Origin of the sequence: Micromonospora sp. C51, assembly GCF_018070435.1 — a bacterium.
Taxonomy (GTDB): Bacteria; Actinomycetota; Actinomycetes; order Mycobacteriales; family Micromonosporaceae; genus Micromonospora; species Micromonospora sediminimaris.
The window spans coordinates 256794-270450 of the sequence record NZ_JAGPXQ010000004.1 but is presented as its reverse complement, the minus strand read 5'-3'; the positions used below and the strand labels follow the sequence as shown (position 1 = coordinate 270450).

Annotated in this window: 12 protein-coding genes; 8 read left to right on the top strand and 4 right to left on the bottom strand. The window is 71.6% G+C overall.

Features of this window, described 5'->3' with window-relative positions; translation table 11 throughout:
- The first annotated feature begins 66 nt into the window (after positions 1–66).
- The 5 genes from pdhA (at position 67) to KBX50_RS08140 (ending at position 5781) form a co-directional block, all read left to right on the top strand.
- A complete protein-coding gene (gene pdhA, locus KBX50_RS08160) occupies positions 67–1233 on the top strand; it encodes a pyruvate dehydrogenase (acetyl-transferring) E1 component subunit alpha (protein WP_210935958.1) in 1167 nt (388 codons plus the stop codon).
- Positions 1233–2249 (top strand): alpha-ketoacid dehydrogenase subunit beta, encoded by a 1017-nt coding sequence (locus KBX50_RS08155; protein ID WP_210935956.1) that lies wholly within the window; start codon positions 1233–1235, stop codon positions 2247–2249. The genes pdhA and KBX50_RS08155 overlap by 1 nt, the downstream gene beginning before the upstream one ends.
- Entirely contained in the window at positions 2246–3679 is a 1434-nt protein-coding gene (locus KBX50_RS08150; RefSeq protein WP_210935954.1) for a dihydrolipoamide acetyltransferase family protein, read from the top strand. Before KBX50_RS08155 ends, KBX50_RS08150 begins: the two co-directional genes overlap by 4 nt.
- A 299-nt stretch (positions 3680–3978) precedes the next feature.
- Positions 3979–5238 carry an Ig-like domain-containing protein gene (locus tag KBX50_RS08145; RefSeq protein WP_210936019.1) on the top strand — a complete coding sequence of 420 codons (1260 nt, stop codon included), beginning with the start codon at positions 3979–3981 and terminating at the stop codon, positions 5236–5238.
- Between the two features lie 192 nt (positions 5239–5430).
- Complete coding sequence (locus tag KBX50_RS08140; RefSeq protein WP_210935953.1) at positions 5431–5781, top strand: anti-sigma factor antagonist; 351 nt, start codon at positions 5431–5433, stop codon at positions 5779–5781.
- Between the two features lie 93 nt (positions 5782–5874).
- On the opposite strand, the gene KBX50_RS08135 is transcribed toward KBX50_RS08140, so the two are convergent.
- The 3 genes from KBX50_RS08135 to KBX50_RS08125 all read right to left on the bottom strand — a co-directional run bounded on the left by KBX50_RS08135 (position 5875) and on the right by KBX50_RS08125 (position 7881).
- Positions 5875–6255, bottom strand: a complete 381-nt coding sequence (locus tag KBX50_RS08135; RefSeq protein ID WP_210935952.1) for an FKBP-type peptidyl-prolyl cis-trans isomerase — start codon at positions 6253–6255, stop codon at positions 5875–5877.
- A 165-nt stretch (positions 6256–6420) separates the two neighbouring features.
- Positions 6421–6981 carry a DoxX family membrane protein gene (locus tag KBX50_RS08130; RefSeq protein WP_093402823.1) on the bottom strand — a complete coding sequence of 187 codons (561 nt, stop codon included), beginning with the start codon at positions 6979–6981 and terminating at the stop codon, positions 6421–6423.
- Positions 6982–7155: 174 nt separating this feature from the next.
- Entirely contained in the window at positions 7156–7881 is a 726-nt protein-coding gene (locus KBX50_RS08125; protein ID WP_210935951.1) for a helical backbone metal receptor, read from the bottom strand.
- Between the two features lie 200 nt (positions 7882–8081).
- Here KBX50_RS08125 and KBX50_RS08120 point away from each other — a divergent pair, with 200 nt between their 5' ends.
- Both KBX50_RS08120 and KBX50_RS08115 read left to right on the top strand, forming a co-directional pair.
- Positions 8082–8954 (top strand): DUF2726 domain-containing protein, encoded by an 873-nt coding sequence (locus KBX50_RS08120; RefSeq protein ID WP_247673300.1) that lies wholly within the window; start codon positions 8082–8084, stop codon positions 8952–8954.
- A 300-nt stretch (positions 8955–9254) separates the two neighbouring features.
- A complete protein-coding gene (locus tag KBX50_RS08115; protein WP_210935950.1) occupies positions 9255–10502 on the top strand; it encodes a hypothetical protein in 1248 nt (415 codons plus the stop codon).
- A gap of 141 nt (positions 10503–10643) precedes the next feature.
- On the opposite strand, the gene KBX50_RS08110 is transcribed toward KBX50_RS08115, so the two are convergent.
- Positions 10644–10991 carry an Lsr2 family protein gene (locus tag KBX50_RS08110; protein ID WP_093402683.1) on the bottom strand — a complete coding sequence of 116 codons (348 nt, stop codon included), beginning with the start codon at positions 10989–10991 and terminating at the stop codon, positions 10644–10646.
- A gap of 263 nt (positions 10992–11254) precedes the next feature.
- Here KBX50_RS08110 and lon point away from each other — a divergent pair, with 263 nt between their 5' ends.
- A complete protein-coding gene (gene lon, locus KBX50_RS08105) occupies positions 11255–13591 on the top strand; it encodes an endopeptidase La (protein ID WP_210935949.1) in 2337 nt (778 codons plus the stop codon).
- Positions 13592–13657: the final 66 nt, after the last annotated feature.

The window sequence follows — 13657 nt, the reverse complement described above, 5'->3', positions numbered from 1 at the left end:
AGTCATCTTGAGTCAATCATCCGACAGCAGGAGCATAGGGCCACCACACGTCCAGGAGGTTCCGCCGTGACCACCACCCCCCAGGCGGCCCGCAGGGCATCCCCGCGCAAGCGGCGGCCGGCCACCCCGACCGCGCCCGATCCCGCCGCCGGCCTGCTGCCCCAGACCGAACCGGTCCGGCTGCTCAACCCGGACGGCACCCTGCTGCCGGCCCGCGCGGACTACCCCGAACCGCCGGTCGAGGCGCTGCGCGAGATGTACCGGCGGATGGTCGTCGGCCGGCGCTTCGACGCGCAGGCCACCGCGCTGACCAAGCAGGGCCGGCTGGCCGTCTACCCGTCCTCCCGGGGCCAGGAGGCCTGCCAGGTCGGCGGCGTCCTGGCGCTCCGCGACGACGACTGGGTCTTCCCGACCTACCGGGAGTCGATGGCGCTGACCGCCCGCGGCATCGACCCGGTCGAGGTGCTGACGCTGCTGCGCGGCGACTGGCACTGCGGGTACGACCCGGCGCAGCGGCGCACCGCACCGCAGTGCACGCCGCTGGCCACCCAGTGCGTGCACGCCGCCGGTCTGGCCTACGGGGAGTCTTACCAGGGGCGCGACACGGTGGCCCTGGTCTACATCGGCGACGGTGCCACCAGCGAGGGCGACTTCCACGAGGGTGTCAACTTCGCCGCCGTGTTCAAGGCCCCGGTCGTGTACTTCGTGCAGAACAACAGGTACGCCATCAGCGTCCCGCTGTCCCGGCAGACCGCCGCCCCGACGCTGGCCCACAAGGGTGTCGGGTACGGCGTCCCCAGCGAGCAGGTCGACGGCAACGACCCGGTGGCCGTGCTCGCCGTGCTCACCCGTGCGGTCGCGCACGCCCGCGCCGGCAAGGGACCGTTCCTGGTCGAGGCGCACACCTACCGGATGGAGCCGCACACCAACGCCGACGACGCCTCGCGCTACCGCGACGCCGACGAGGTCGAGGCGTGGCGTGACCGCGACCCGCTGGTCCGGCTGGAGACCTACCTGCGCGGCCGGGACGTGCTCGACGACGCGGCCGTCGCCGAGATCGCCGAGCAGGCCGAGAGGTACGCGGCCGACCTGCGGGAACGGATGAACACCCAACCCACGGTCGACCCGCTCAGCCTCTTCGACCACGTCTACGCCGAACCCACCGCGCAACTGGTGGAGCAGCGTGAGCAGGTGCGCGCCGAACTGGCCGCGGCAGCGGAGGAGGACCTCTGATGGCCACCATGACCATGGCGAAGGCGCTCAACGCCGCGCTCGCCGACGCGATGCTCGACGACGAGCGGGTGCTCGTCTTCGGTGAGGACGTCGGCCAACTCGGCGGGGTTTTCCGGATCACCGACGGACTCCAGGCCCGGTTCGGCGACAAACGCTGCTTCGACACCCCCCTCGCCGAGGCCGGCATCGTCGGGTTCGCCGTCGGGCTGGCCATGTCCGGGCTGCGGCCGGTGGTCGAGATGCAGTTCGACGCGTTCGCGTACCCGGCGTTCGAACAGATCGCCTCGCACGTGGCGAAGCTGCGCAACCGCACCCGGGGCGCGCTGAGCGTGCCGATGGTGATCCGGGTGCCCTACGCCGGCGGGATCGGCGGTGTGGAACACCATTGCGACTCCTCGGAGGCGTACTACGCACACACCCCGGGCCTGAAGGTGGTCACCCCGGCGACCGTCGACGACGCGTACTCGCTGCTGCGGGAGGCGATCGACGACCCCGACCCGGTGGTGTTCATGGAGCCGAAGAAGCTCTACTTCGCCGGTGCCGAGACCGCGCTGCCGACCCGCACCGAGCCGTTCGGCCGGGCGGTCGTGCGCCGGGCCGGACGCGACGCCACGCTTGTCGCGTACGGGCCGGCGGTTCCGGTCGCGTTGGAGGCCGCTGAGGCCGCCCGGGACGAGGGCTGGGACCTGGAGGTGGTCGACGTACGCACCATCGTGCCGTTCGACGACGCCACCGTCGCCGCCTCGGTGCGTCGTACCGGACGGTGCGTGGTGGTGCAGGAGGCGCAGGGCTTCGCCGGAGTCGGCGCGGAGATCGCCGCCCGGGTGCAGGAGCGCTGCTTCCACGCGCTGCACGCCCCGGTGCTGCGGGTCTCCGGGCTGGACATCCCGTACCCGGCGCCGATGCTGGAGCACACCCACCTGCCGTCGGTCGACCGGGTGCTGGACGCGGTGGCCCGGTTGCAGTGGGACGACCAGCCCGACCGACGCTGGCTGACCGAAAGCAGTGCGGCATGACCGAGAAGGTTTTCCTCCTGCCCGACCTCGGTGAGGGTCTGGCCGAGGCGGAGATCGTGCAGTGGCGGGTCGCGGTCGGCGACACGGTCACCGTGGACCAGACCGTGGTCGAGGTCGAGACCGCCAAGGCGGTCGTCGACGTGCCCTGCCCGTACGCCGGCCGGGTCGTCGCCCTGCACGGCGCCGAGGGTGAGGTGCGCCCGGTGGGCCAACCACTGATCACCGTCGCCGAGCCGGTCGGCGGGCGCGCCGACGGCGGCGAGCCGACCGGGCACGCGGTCTACCGCGAGGAGGAGCGGGCCGGCTCCGGCAACGTCCTGATCGGGTACGGCACCGGGCACGGCAGTTCCCGCCGGCGTAGGCGGCCCCGGCTCGCCGCCGTCACGGACGCGTCGGGCGCGAGCGACGTCCCGACGGCCTCGGGCGCGGCAGTGACTCCGTCCGCCGGCGGCCGGCCGGCGGCGGTGGCCGACCGGGAGCCCGACTCGCCCGAACTGGCCCAGCCGCTGGTCATCTCGCCGATCGTGCGGCGGTTGGCGCGGGAGCGTGGGGTGGACCTGACGACGGTGCGCGGCAGCGGCCCCGGCGGTGTGGTCCGCCGGGCCGACGTGGAGGCGGCGGCCCGCGACGTCACCGGGGCGCCGGCCGACGTGACTGCCCGGCTCACCGCAGTTTCCGACCGGCCGGCGACAACGGGACAACACCCGGCACCGGGAGACCCGGGGCCGGTCGGTGCCCAGGACCTGGTCATCCCGTTGACCGGTATCCGCCGCACCATCGCGGACAAGCTGTCCCGCAGCCGGCGGGAGATCCCCGAGGTGACCATCTGGGTGGACGCCGACGCCACCGGCCTGCTGGAGACCCGGGCTGCGATCAACTCCGCTCGCCCGGACCATCCGGTGAGCATCCTGGCCCTGTTCGCGAGGATCTGTCTGTCCGGGCTGCGCCGCTACCCGCAGCTCAACGCGCGGGTCGACACGGAGGGCCAGCGGATCGTCCAGTCCGCCGGGGTGCACCTGGGCATCGCCGCCCAGACCGACCGAGGCCTGGTGGTGCCGGTGCTGCGGGACGCCGAGCGGCTCACCACCACCGAACTGGCTGCCGAACTCGCGGCCACCACCGCTGCGGCCCGGGCGGGCGAGCTGCCACCGGCCCGGCTGACCGGGGGGACCTTCACGCTGAACAACTACGGGGTGTTCGGCGTCGACGGCTCGACCCCGATCATCAATCACCCGGAGGCCGCGTTGCTCGGCATCGGCCGCATCGTGGACAAGCCGTGGGTCGTCGACGGCCAGCTCGCGGTCCGAAAGGTGACACAGCTGAGCCTCACCTTCGACCACCGGGTCTGCGACGGCGGCGTGGCCGGCGGGTTCCTGCGGCATGTGGCGGACTGTGTCGAGCAGCCCGCGCTGCTGATCGCCACGGTCTGACGGCCCAGGTCGATCAGGCAGGTTCGCCGTTCCGTCCGCGGCCGGGACGGCGAACCTGTGATCGACCGCCCGCCGGGCGCGGACCCGCGGACCGGATCAGTGGTACGCCGCCGGACATAACGCGACAGTCGACCGAGTATCGCCCGTACCGTCTTCGCTGGCATTTTCCGTTCGCCTGGGTGCGATTACGGAAACGGTTCTCCATGCAATGTCCCCGCTCTTGTTCGAAATCGCAAAAACGTCGGTGCCGAGCTAGGGAGAATGTGGCGGAGGACGCGGCTATAACGGGGGGACGCATCATGATGTTGAGGCGGCGACTGACGCTGTTGGCGGTGAGTGTCGCGGCGGCACCGCTGGCGCTGGGCGCGTGCACCGGCGATCGCAGGGCCGGGCAGCCCGCCGAGGCGCGAGCCAACCCGGAACTGTCCGTGACGCCGGCCGAGGGGACTCGGGACGTGCCGGTCACCGGGGAGATCGGCACCACGGTCAAGCACGGGCAGGTCACCGCCGTGCGGATCACCGACGACAAGGGCGCGACGGTCGCGGCCGAGCCGCGTGAGGACGGCTCCGGGTGGGTGCCGAGCCGGACCCTGGAACCGAAGCGGACGTACACCGCGGAGGTCACCGCGACCGGCAACTCCGGGAAGACGGTCACCCGCAGGACGACCTTCACGACGCAGCCGAAATCATCCAAACCGGCCATTGTCAGCACGTTGTATTTCGCCGGTGACCGGACGTACGGAACGGCCATGCCGGTAACCGTCGCCTTCGACCCGCCAATTCCCAAAGAGGCGCGGGCGGAGGTGCAACGCCGTTTGTTCGTGAAAACGGATCCGCCACAGCCGGGCACCTGGTCCTGGGTGTCCGACGGCAGCCAGGTCTATTACCGAGCGCCCGATTTCTGGCGGCCCGGTACATCGATCAAGGTCCGCTCGGCGCTGGAGGGCCTGCCGATCGGCAAGGAGCACGTCGGCGACGCCGACCGGCGGGCCACCTCGAAGATCGGTCGGCAGGTCGAGTTGGAGATCGACAACGCGAGCAAGCAGATGTCGGTGCTCCGGGACGGCAAGTTGCTGCGCAAGCTGCCGGTCAGTCTCGGCAAGCCGAGCACGCCCACCTCCAGCGGCAAGATGGTGATCATGGAGAAGCACGATTTCACCACGTTCGACACGCGGGGCTCGGCCGATCCGTACGTGGTCGACGTCGAGGATGCGCAGCGACTCACCTGGGGTGGTGAGTTCATCCACGGCGCGCCCTGGTCGGAGGGGGATCAGGGCTACACCAACGTGTCCCACGGATGCACCAACCTGTCGGCGGCCAACGCGGACTGGCTGATGGGCATCACCCAGGTCGGTGACCTGGTCACCGTCAAGGGCACCGAGGTCGAACTCAACGAGGGCAACGGCTGGACGGCGTGGAACGTCAGCTGGGAGCAGTTCGCCAAGGGCAGCGCGCTGCCGGTGCCGGCCGGCCTGCGGCCCACGCCGACCCAGGCGCCCGACCCGGGGGCGGTTGCCGGAGGCTCGCCCGAACCGCAGCCGTCGGCGAGCGGCGGCTGACCAGACGTACGCGCCGGGCCACCCGCCCGCGGGTCGGCCCGGCACCTCTGGTGGTCTCCGCAAGGCGGTCACCCAGGGGCCGGGGGTCGTCCCTAGGGTGGACCCGGCCGGCCTGGGGGTCATGCCCTGGGCTTACCCGGAACCGTCTTTCAGCAGGGCGGAAGTGTCGGTGGTGAGGGATAGGTTCGTCGTATGCGAGAGCGCGAGGAACGGTTCCACGTCGAGACCAGGGTGTCCGACGACGCGGTGTGCGTTCGCGTGGTCGGTGTGATCGACATCGCCACGGTCGCGGCGTTCCGCGCCGCTCTCTGGGCGGCCCCCACCCGCACCGAGTTGCGGGTGGATCTCTCCGGGGTCCGGCTGCTCTCCGCGGCCGGGGTCCGCACACTGGTCGCGGCTCGGCTCTGGGTGCGATCGCAGGGCGGCAACCTGGTGCTGGTCGACCCACCGCCTCTGGTCGAGCGGGTGCTGCGGGCCACCGGCCTGGGGCGGGTCATCCCGGTCGTCGGCACGACGCCGGAGCGGGTGCTCGCCGCGGCGTGACCGGCGGCGTGCCACCCGTCAGGTGGCGCACCGGGTGCGGGGTTCCGACGACGCGTCCGGCGCCGGGCACGGGCCGGCGCCGGACGCGTGCGGTCAGCGGACGCCGAGCAGGTCCACCACGAAGACCAGGGTCTCGTTGGGCTTGATGACGCCACCGGCACCGCGGCTGCCGTACCCGAGGTGCGGCGGGATGGTCAGCCGGCGTCGACCGCCGACCCGCATCCCCACCACGCCCTGGTCCCAGCCGGCGATGACCCGTCCACCGCCGAGCGGGAAGTCGAACGGCTCGCCCCGGTTCCAGGAGGCGTCGAACTCCGCGCCGGTGGAGTGCGACACCCCGACGTAGTGCACCCGGGCCACCTGCCCGGCCTCAGCCTCCGGGCCCTCGCCCACGGTGATGTCCTCGATCACGAGGTCGGCCGGCGGGGCGCCCTCGATCGGACCGATCTCGGGCTTGCTCGCTGCCTGGTTCATGCGGATTCTCCTGGTGCGTCGGTTCCGTCTCAGCACAATCCTGCCGGATGCTACGGCCCGGCGCGCCCCGTGGACCGATGTGGGCCACCGGTGGCCGAGCGCGCCGGACGCGGTGCGGCGGGCGTCACCGGTAGGTGACGCCCGCCGTGGGGGAGGTGATCAGGGTCAGCGGAGCCAGCCGAACCGCTTGACGATCGGCAGTCGTGCCCAGGTGCGGCCCAGGCCCCAGGTGTCACCGGCGTTCGTCACCGCGAGCAGGGCCAGCACGCCGGCGTAGACGAGGTGGTCGTCCATGAAGGGGTTGTTCTCCGGAGGCAGGACGGCCGTCCACATCAGCACCAGCAGCAGACCACCGGCCGCGGCGGCGACGCGCACCCCGATACCGAGCAGCAGTGCCGTACCGATGGCGGCCAGACCGATCATGAACAGCCAGTCGGCCCAGGCGGCTCCGGCGATGCTGTTGTAGAAGCCCTGGAACGGGCCGGCGGCACCGAAGCTGAGGAAGCCCTTGGTCGGGCTGCCCCCGTTGATCCAGGCGTTCTTCGCCTCGGTGGCGAACCCCAGGCCGAACACCTTGTCCAGGAAGGCCCAGAGGAAGACCCAACCGAGCGCCAGGCGGAGCCCGGCGAGCAGGTAGCGGGTGGCCCGGGTGCGGAGGTTCTGCTCCTGGTTGGTCTCGGCCACCGGGGTCTTGGCGGCGGTGTTCCGCTCGATCATCGCGGTCATCATGTCCACGTCCCTTCTCTGCTTCGCACCGCGTGTCCCGGTGGCACTTCCATTGGACGCCCGGGGAGCCGGCGGCGATCAGGGCCAGCGGGCCGTTGCCGGCCGGGACCTTCGACCCGTGTTCCCCGGGACCGGTGACCGGTGCCGGTCCTCGACGACCGTCCGGCGCAGTGGTCAGCGGGCGACGTACAGATCGGCGAGCTGGGCGGACAGCAGTGCGGGAGCCTCCGCCAACGACGGGCCGTACCAGGTCAGGTGCCGGCCGGACACCAGGGCGCAGGGAATGCCGGGAAACGCCTCCGGCCCGTCGTCGCGGGTGAAGCGGTACGGCTCGTCCGGCAGCACGACGAGATCCGGTGCCTGGTCCCGCAGCTGTGGCAGGGTCGGTCGTGGATACCGCTCCGGCTGCTCGGCGTACGGGTTGTCGACGCCGAGCCGGCGCAGCAGATCCCCGGCGAAGGTGTCGGCGCCGAGCACCACCCAGGGCCGCCGCCAGACCGGCACCACCGCGCGCCGGGAGACCGGCGTTTCCGGCAGCGCGGCCCAGGCTTGGCGGGCCTTCGTCAGCCAGTGCGGTTCCGCTGCCGATCCCAGCTCCCGAAGCAGGTCGGCCAGCTCGGTCAGCGCACCGTCCACTGTGCGCGGGTAGGTCACCCGGATCGGTACGCCCGCCGCGGCCAGGGCGGTGGCGTCCGCCCGTCGGTTCTCCTCGACGTTGAGCAGGACCAGGTCCGGACGCAGCGCGCGGACCCGGTCCAGGTCCGGATACTTGGTGCCGCCCACCCGTGGCACGTCCAGGTCCGCCGGGTGGGTGCACCAGTCGGTGGCACCGACCAGCACACCGGGCAGGGTCGCCGCCACCGCCTCGGTAAGCGACGGCACCAGGGACACCACCCGCACCCGTCCACCTCCTCGGCCGGCTGTCGGGCGGTCCGGCGTGGACCGTCGTCCGGTCACCGCCAGCCCGCCGGGGGAGCCGCCGGCATGATCGTCATCCTAGACTCGTCGGCCGACGGGAGGAGAGCCTTGTCGAGCTGCCCGCGCACCGTCGTCCGCCCCGCGGCCGCTGTCGGCCGGCAAGGAGAGGTTGAAGAGGACTCATGGGTACGACGATGATCGGTGACCACGATCGCGGGCTGGCGCAGGTGCCGGAGGACGCCGGGCGCGCCCCCGTGCAGGTCCGGGCGGAGCAGCGGGTACACGCCGGACTGCGCCTCGGCGAGATCGTCCGGCGTCGGCCGCCGGGTCTCACCGCGAGCCAGTGGAACATGGCCAGCCGGGCGGTGTTCGACCAGGTGGTCTGTACGGCGGCGACCGGACGGCCCGAGTTCGCCGTCGAGTTCCGGTCGCCGTCGATCGACGCCACCGCCAGGCGGGCCGAGCGGACCACCGAGGCTGTCGCCGCCGCGATCGGGCTGCCGCTGCTACGGGTCGTCTCGGCCACCCTGCGTACCGCCGGGCACGGGGCGCGGATCGTCGCGTACCTCGTCGACGCCCGTCGGTACGCCGCCGGTGCCGCCGGGTCTGACGTGGCGGACGTCGGGTTCCGGGACATCGTCGGCCGGCTACCCGACGGACGGGAGGGAGCGGTCAACGACCTCGGCGCGCTTGCCCGAGCCGAGGCGGTGCAGGCGTACGTGGCGCGTCGGCTGACCGATCCGATCCTGCGCGGGTTGCACGTGCGCTGGACGCGGGGGCCGGCCGAGGGTTGGAGCTGGGCCGAGGTGCGTCCGGGCGAGGTGCTGGTGGAGCGGGTGACCGTGCAGGCGTACGGCCTCTCCTGTGGCATCGAACCCGCCCGGCTGGCCGAGGACCTGGCCGTCCTCGCGGTCGGCGAGCGGCTGCGGACGATCGAGTCCGGCGCGTCGGCGCTGCTGCCACTCGCCGATCTGCTGGCCGACATTCGGCAGCTGCGGGATCGACGCGACGAACTCGTCGGCGATTTCGCCTACGACCATCTCTGCCAGCGGTGACCGCATCCTGAACGTTCGTCCAGCGAGGGCGGACGGTGACCGGCCGGGCGCGGAAAGAAACATCGAAAAAAAGTTGGCGGCCTTTGAACCGCCGTCGGAGCGGGCCCGTACCTCACCGCGAATGGACAGGATCTCCCCAACCCGCACCGGCAGGTGCGGCAGACGGTGCGGAAAGGGCATCGTCGTTCGTCGACGTGCCACCGGTGCGTTCAGGCGGTCCCCGTCGAACGCGCCAACCAAGATTCCGTTCGGTCCGTCGAGTCACGAATCAGGAACCGGATCGAGAAGGAGAGCAATTCGATGCGCAGGTCAACCCGGTCGCGCCGACCAACCGGTAACGCGCGGACCAAGCGACTTCTGGCCGTTGGCGCCACGCTCGCTGTCTTCGGCGGCGTCGTCGCCGTGACCCAGATCTCGTCGGCCGGTGACCGACGGTCAAACCAGCAGCAGCGACCGGTGGCGGCAGAATGTGTCGCACCCAGCCCCGGCGCCACCGCGCCGGCCGCTCGGGGCGCCACCACGACCCGCACCTGGCAGAACGGCCGCTGGGTGGTCAACCACTGGGGCGATGGGCAGCAGACCGTCGAGGAGTGTCAGGAGACTCGCGACGGCACCGACGGCGCGACCGACGGCGCTTTCGCGGTGGCCTGCCCGGACGTGGTCAGCCGGCTCCCGCAGGTGCCCGACCGGGCCCGCGCCGAGGTGGACCGTAACCTGAACGCGTTGCAGACCCAGATCACCGAGGCGGACGAGCGGCTCGCCGCAGAGGGTGACCGCGGCGAGGGGTTCATCCGTAACGCCATCCTCAATCCGCTGGCCAGCAAGCGTCGAGCGACTATCGGCCGGATCACGATCGCCATCGACCGCTTCGGCCCCCGGCCGCGCGGCCTCGGCAACCTCGCCACCTGCCAGGTGCAGCCGGTCGACAACAACAACGGCGGCAACGACGGCGGTAACAACGGCGGTAACGACGGGGACAACGACGGCGGAAACAACAACAACGGTCTCGACGTGCTGGCGAACAACTGCGACAACAGCCAGCTCCAGGCACACGACGGTTTCCAGAACGGCAACCGCTGCATCAGCACCGCCTTCGGCGAGGTCGGTGCCGCGGCCAACAACCCGTCGCTGCTGATCACCGACTTCCCGCAGCAGATCAACCGCAACGAGGGTTTCTCGATCCAGGTCAGCACCCGCAACCTGGTCCGGGACCGGTTCCTCCCGGCCGGCCAGGGCGGCTACTACCTGGAGAGCTCGCTGCTCAACGGGGAGGGCCTGACCCGCGGTCACTTCCACACCGCCTGCCGGATGCTGAACAACACGGACGAGGCGCCTGCGCCGGAGCCGGTGCCGGCCTTCTTCGTCGCGACCGAGGATGGCGGCGGCGGCGCCCAGCCGGACCAGGTGACCATCCAGATCCCGGGCCTGCCGGACTCCGGTACCGCGCAGTGCGCGGTCTGGGCCGGTGACGGTTCGCACCGCATCCCGATGTCGGAGCGGGCCAACCAGACCCCGGCCTTCGACGCGGTGCGCATCCAGGTCAACTGACGCCGACGACTGAGGCCGTGGGCTGAGACCAAACAGCGGGGCCGCCCGGAATTTTCCGGGCGGCCCCGCTGCAGGTAGGAAAGCCGGTGCAATCCTGCCGTGACCCGAGCCCTAACCGCGCCAGCGCGACATTCCCGCTGCTCAGCGGTTCTTGTACGCCTCGACCACCTCGACCGGGATGCGACCCCGTTCGGAAATCTTGTAGCCGTTCCGGACCGCCCATTCGCGGACTGCGCGGTTCTGCTCGCGGTTCATTCCGGGTGTGCCCGAACCGATGCCACGACGTGGGTTACGGCCCGTGTCGGCAGCGCCACGGCCGAGTCGTCGGCCGGCATTGATAAACGGATCCAACGCCTTCCGCAGGACACCCGCGTTCTCGTCGGAAACGTCGATGGTGTACGCCACGCCATCCAGGCTGAACTCGACCGTACGGTCGGCCTTTCCGCCGTCGAGGTCGTCAGTCAGCACCGTGATTACTTGTTTGGCCATCGTCGATTACTCCCTGTGTCTGACGGGGTGTGCTCAAAGTTTGACTGATCGTCCGCCAATTACGCAACAAAAGCGCGCCCTGCGGCGGTTCGCGTTTTGCGTGACATCGAAATCCCCGATTCCGGATCTGCTCCGCGTGGGCGCGGTCGACCATCTGTGCGCCTCGGCCGGCTCGCCGTGTGCTGGGTCACACGGCGGAACAACCGGGGCCCGTCGCGACTTGAGCCAGACACGCTCAACTCATATGCGATAGCAGGTGTTCGATGGCAACTCTTCCGGTACTTCCACTGACCGACGCCGTACTACTGCCCGGCATGGTCATTCCGGTGACCCTCGACCCGACCACCCAGGCCGCGGTCGACGCGGCCCGTGCCACCGGCGACCACACGCTGCTCGCCGTGCCCCGCCTGGACGGCGAGTACGGCTCCGTCGGCGCGGTCGCGACCATCGAGAAGGTCGGTCGGCTGCCCAGCGGCGAGCCGGCCGCCGTGATCCGCGGCATCGCCCGCGCGCGCATCGGCTCCGGGGTGCCCGGTCCCGGCGCGGCGCTGTGGGTCGAGGCGTCCGAGATCGACGAACCCGCCCCGGCCGGCAAAGCCCGGGAACTGGCCCGCGAGTACCGCGCCCTGGTCACCTCCGTGCTCCAGCAACGCGGCGCGTGGCAGGTCATCGACGCGGTGGAGCGGATGACCGACCTCGGCGAGCTGGCCGACTCGGCCGGCTACGCGCCCTGGCTCAGCCTGGCGCAGAAGACCGAACTGCTGGCCGCGCCGGACGTCACCGCGCGGCTGGAACTGCTCGTCGGCTGGGTGAAGGACCACCTGGCCGAGCAGGAGGTCACCGAGCAGATCAACTCCGAGGTACGCGAAGAACTGGAGAAGACGCAGCGGGAGTTCCTGCTGCGCCAGCAGCTCGCCGCGATCCGTAAGGAACTCGGCGAGGACGCCCCGGACGGCTCGGCCGACTACCGGTCCCGCGTCGAGACCGCCGACCTGCCCGAGAAGGTACGCGAGGCAGCCCTGCGGGAGGTCGGCAAACTGGAGCGGGCCAGCGACGCCTCCCCGGAGGCGGGTTGGATCCGCACCTGGCTCGACACGGTGCTGGAGATGCCGTGGAGCACGCGTACCGAGGACAACACGGACCTGGCCGCGGCGCGCGCCGTGCTCGACGCCGACCACGCCGGTCTGGCCGATGTCAAGGACCGCATCCTGGAGTACCTGGCGGTGCGCAACCGGCGGGCCGAGCGTGACCTCGGGGTGGTCGGCGGCCGTGGCTCCGGTGCCGTACTGGCCCTCGCGGGCCCGCCCGGTGTCGGCAAGACCAGCCTCGGCGAGTCCGTCGCCCGGGCACTCGGCCGGACGTTCGTTCGGGTCTCCCTCGGCGGCATCCGGGACGAGGCCGAGATCCGGGGACACCGTCGTACCTACGTGGGGGCGCTACCCGGGCGGATCGTCCGGGCGCTGCGCGAGGCGGGGTCGATGAACCCGGTGGTGCTGCTCGACGAGGTGGACAAGGTCTCCGCGGGGTACGCGGGCGACCCGGCCGCCGCCCTGCTGGAGGTGCTCGACCCGGCGCAGAACCACACCTTCCGGGACCACTACCTGGAGGTCGACCTCGACCTGTCCGACGTGCTGTTCCTGGCCACCGCCAACGTGGTGGAAGCCATCCCCGGGCCGCTGCTGGACCGGATGGAGCTCGTCACCCTGGACGGGTACACCGAGGACGAGAAGGTGGCCATCGCCCGGGACCACCTGCTGCCCCGGCAGCGGGAGCGGGCCGGGCTGACCGCCGACGAGGTCGACGTGGACCCCTCGGCGCTGGGTCGTATCGCGGGGGAGTACACCCGGGAGGCCGGCGTACGGCAGCTGGAGCGTGCCCTGGCGAAGATCATGCGGAAGGTGGCCGTGACCCTGGCCGACGACCCGACGCCCGCCCGCGTCGGCGCCGACGACCTGGTCCGCTACCTCGGCCGGCCGAAGCACACGCCGGAATCGGCGGAACGCACCGCGACACCTGGCGTGGCCACCGGCCTGGCGGTCACCGGTGCCGGGGGAGACGTCTTGTTCATCGAGGCGACCAGCATGGATGGCGAGCCGGGGCTGACCCTCACCGGCCAGCTCGGCGACGTGATGAAGGAGTCGGCGCACATCGCCCTGTCCTACCTGCGCGCCAACGGCCGTCGCCTCGGCCTGGACCCGAACGCCCTCGCCGGGCGGCGGATCCACCTGCACGTCCCGGCAGGCGCGGTGCCCAAGGACGGGCCCAGCGCCGGCATCACGATGGTCACCGCCCTGGCGTCGCTGGCCAGCGGCCGACCGGTACGTCCCGAGTTCGGGATGACCGGCGAGGTGACTCTCTCCGGGCGGGTGCTGCCCATCGGCGGCGTGAAGCAGAAGCTCCTCGCCGCTCACCGGGCCGGACTGACCGAGGTGATCATCCCGGCCCGCAACGAACCGGACCTGGACGACCTGCCGACCGAGGTTCGCGAGGCGCTGACCGTGCACACCCTGGCCGACGTCGCCGACGTACTCGCGTTGGCGCTGCGCCCGGCCGAGATCGACCCGGCGTCGTTGGGCGGGCAGCGCGTCACCGCCGCCTGACCGTGCTCGCGCCCCCGGTCACCCGACCGGGGGCGCGGCACGGCGCAGCAGGCGACGGAAACCCGG

Excerpts from the sequence above, each read along its gene's own strand:
- KBX50_RS08130 (WP_093402823.1), bottom strand. The coding sequence starts at position 6,981 with ATGACCGCGATGATCGAGCGGAACACCGCCGCCAAGACCCCGGTGGCC.
- KBX50_RS08145 (WP_210936019.1), top strand. The coding sequence starts at position 3,979 with ATGATGTTGAGGCGGCGACTGACGCTGTTGGCGGTGAGTGTCGCGGCG.
- KBX50_RS08135 (WP_210935952.1), bottom strand. The coding sequence starts at position 6,255 with ATGAACCAGGCAGCGAGCAAGCCCGAGATCGGTCCGATCGAGGGCGCC.
- KBX50_RS08110 (WP_093402683.1), bottom strand. The coding sequence starts at position 10,991 with ATGGCCAAACAAGTAATCACGGTGCTGACTGACGACCTCGACGGCGGA.
- lon (WP_210935949.1), top strand. The coding sequence starts at position 11,255 with ATGGCAACTCTTCCGGTACTTCCACTGACCGACGCCGTACTACTGCCC.
- KBX50_RS08150 (WP_210935954.1), top strand. The coding sequence starts at position 2,246 with ATGACCGAGAAGGTTTTCCTCCTGCCCGACCTCGGTGAGGGTCTGGCC.
- KBX50_RS08140 (WP_210935953.1), top strand. The coding sequence starts at position 5,431 with ATGCGAGAGCGCGAGGAACGGTTCCACGTCGAGACCAGGGTGTCCGAC.
- KBX50_RS08120 (WP_247673300.1), top strand. The coding sequence starts at position 8,082 with ATGGGTACGACGATGATCGGTGACCACGATCGCGGGCTGGCGCAGGTG.
- KBX50_RS08155 (WP_210935956.1), top strand. The coding sequence starts at position 1,233 with ATGGCCACCATGACCATGGCGAAGGCGCTCAACGCCGCGCTCGCCGAC.
- KBX50_RS08115 (WP_210935950.1), top strand. The coding sequence starts at position 9,255 with ATGCGCAGGTCAACCCGGTCGCGCCGACCAACCGGTAACGCGCGGACC.